Source organism: Hydrogenivirga sp. 128-5-R1-1, assembly GCF_000171895.1.
This window is the reverse complement of the sequence record NZ_ABHJ01000122.1, coordinates 1-2456: the sequence shown is the minus strand read 5'-3', so window position 1 is coordinate 2456 and position 2456 is coordinate 1. Positions and strand designations below refer to the sequence as shown.

Below are 2456 nucleotides of genomic sequence, written 5' to 3'. Positions count from 1 at the left end.
ATCTTGGAGAATAAAATGAAGTATTTAATTGCAGCTAACTGGAAAATGAATAAAACAGTAGCTGATACCCTTGAGTATTTAGAACTTTTTCTTCCTTCAGTTAAAGACTTGTTTGAAATTGAAATAATGATAGCACCGCCTTTTACAGCCCTTTCTTCTGCTTCTATAAAACTTGATACAGCAAAAAAAGAAGGTGAGTACAATGTAAAACTTGGTGCTCAAAATATGTATTATGAGGAAAAAGGAGCATTTACAGGAGAAATTTCTCCATTAATGCTTAATGAACTACAGGTTGATTATGTGATTTTAGGACATTCAGAAAGAAGGCATATTTTTGGAGAAAAAGATGAGCTTATAAACAAAAAGATGTTTTCAGCAATAGAACATGGATTAAGACCTATTTTATGTGTTGGTGAAACTCTTGAAGAAAGAGAACTTGGGAAAACTTTAAATGTTGTTGAGGCCCAGATAAGAAAAGCCCTTGCTGGAATAGAAAAAGATATGCAGTTTTTAGATATAGCTTATGAGCCAGTTTGGGCAATTGGAACAGGAAAAAATGCCACTCCTGGACAGGCTGAAGAGGTCCACAAATTTATCAGAAGTTTAATAAATGAAATGTCTAAAGGAAATGATGATAAAACAAGAATCTTATACGGTGGAAGTGTGAATGAAAATAATGCAGGTGATTTAATAAAACAACCTAATGTGAATGGGTTTTTAGTAGGTTCTGCAAGTTTAGACCCTGAAAGATTTTATAAAATTATAACCAAAGTACTGGAGGTATAACTTGGGACTTTTATATACAATATTATCTATTTTGCTGGTAATAGATGGAATTTTACTTGTTATTTTAATACTTATGCAGAAAACAAAAGGCTCAGAAATAGGGGCTGTTTTTGGTTCAGGTGCAGCTGCAGCTGTACTTGGAGCAGGAGCTACAACATTTTTAACCAAACTAACTTACTGGCTTGGTGGTATTTTCCTTGCTCTTGTGCTTTCTTTGTCTCTTATAAACCATTATGAAACCAAAAAAAGTATTGAACTTCCTGAAAATGTTCCTGTTAGTAAGCCTGCTGGAGAAAAAGGGGGCAAATAAGTTGAAAAAGAAAATTGGATGGATAGGTCTTGGTCATATGGGACTTCCTATGGCTACTAATCTAAAAAATGCAGGCTTTGATATAAAAGTATGGAATAGGACTATAGAAAAAGCAAAGAAAAGTAAGATAGATTATGTAGAAACATTAGAAGAGCTTGTGAAAGATAGAGATATAATCATAACAATGCTTTTTGATTCAAATTCTGTTCTTGATATTTACTCAAAAATTGTTCAATTTGATATAAAGGATAAACTTTTTATTGATATGACCACTATTCATCCAGAAACAGCTAAAAAAGTTGCTGAAATACTTATAACAAGAGGAGCAGATTTTTTAGAGGCTCCAGTTATTGGTAGTGTAATTCCTGCTCAAAAAGGTCTTTTAACTATAGTTGTAAGTGGAGATGAAAGTACTTATAAAAACAACCTTGATATATTTTCAGTACTTGGGAAAGAAATTTTTTATATGGGAGATTACAGTATAGCTTCTACAATGAAACTTGTAAACAATACTGTTTTAGGCTCATTTTTAAATGTCTTGTGTGAGGCATTTGCGTTTATAAAAAAAGCAGGTATAGATGAAAAGCTTGCGATAAAGGTACTTGAAAATGGTGCTGGAAAATCAATGGTTTTAGATGCAAAAAAAGAAAAACTTTTAAATGAGGATTACTCAACCCATTTTTCTGTAAGTCTTATTCATAAGGATTTATCATATGCTTTAGACGTTGCAAACAAGCTTGGAATAGCTTCACAATTTACATCTACTTCCAGAGAATTTTATAACAGTGCGAAGGCAAACAATCTTTCGGATTTAGATTTTTCAGCTGTATTTGAAGTATTTAAAAAACTCTCAAATATATCTTAAAACTTATCTTTAAGCTCTTTTTCAGGCTCACAGGTGTATTCTACCTCTATCCAGTCTTTTTCTATTTTTTTCATTTCTTTTTTTGCTTTCCATTTAACATAGTAAACATAAGGAATGGTAATCGCAGCAATAACTAAAACTGCTGCAAATAGAAAAACTGAGAATACTAAAGATATTGCTAAAGCAGCAGCTACAAGTAAAAAAAGCCATATTTTTGTTAATATAGAAAACATTTTTGCTCCTTATGGTTTTTGGTTATATACTTTAATAATATACCGTATTTTGGATGGAGCAATAAGATGAGAAATTTCATATTCTTTTTATTAACAATTTTTATACTTCACTTACAATCTTACGCTCAGAACAACTGTCTAAAATGCCACAAAGGAATTGAAAGCATAAGAGACCCAAATTCTGAGATGATGAAAGAGATAAACGAGATAGCTGAAAAAGCAGGTTTTGCAGGAAATAGCTGTATAGTTTGTCATGGCGGAA

General features: G+C 31.8%; 4 protein-coding genes and 1 pseudogene. 4 read left to right on the top strand and 1 reads right to left on the bottom strand.

Annotated elements, in window-relative coordinates:
* The first annotated feature begins 15 nt into the window (after positions 1–15).
* Genes tpiA through HG1285_RS04485 form a run of 3 tightly spaced genes read left to right on the top strand, consistent with a single transcriptional unit; the run spans position 16 to position 1961 of the window.
* Entirely contained in the window at positions 16–786 is a 771-nt protein-coding gene (gene tpiA / locus HG1285_RS04475) for a triose-phosphate isomerase (protein WP_032496932.1), read from the top strand.
* A 1-nt stretch (position 787) separates the two neighbouring features.
* On the top strand, positions 788–1096 hold the full coding sequence (gene secG, locus HG1285_RS04480; protein ID WP_008288626.1) for a preprotein translocase subunit SecG: 309 nt from the start codon (positions 788–790) through the stop codon (positions 1094–1096).
* A gap of 1 nt (position 1097) precedes the next feature.
* Complete coding sequence (locus tag HG1285_RS04485) at positions 1098–1961, top strand: NAD(P)-dependent oxidoreductase (RefSeq protein ID WP_008288625.1); 864 nt, start codon at positions 1098–1100, stop codon at positions 1959–1961.
* Here HG1285_RS04485 and HG1285_RS04490 read toward each other — a convergent pair.
* A complete protein-coding gene (locus HG1285_RS04490; protein ID WP_008288624.1) occupies positions 1958–2194 on the bottom strand; it encodes a hypothetical protein in 237 nt (78 codons plus the stop codon). The genes HG1285_RS04485 and HG1285_RS04490 overlap by 4 nt on opposite strands.
* A 66-nt stretch (positions 2195–2260) precedes the next feature.
* Here HG1285_RS04490 and HG1285_RS04495 point away from each other — a divergent pair.
* Positions 2261–2456: pseudogene (locus HG1285_RS04495) on the top strand (hypothetical protein); the annotation flags it as partial.

Bases quoted from the DNA above. Each gene is read 5' to 3' on its own strand.
- tpiA (WP_032496932.1), top strand. From the start codon at position 16: ATGAAGTATTTAATTGCAGCTAACTGGAAAATGAATAAAACAGTAGCT.
- HG1285_RS04490 (WP_008288624.1), bottom strand. From the start codon at position 2,194: ATGTTTTCTATATTAACAAAAATATGGCTTTTTTTACTTGTAGCTGCT.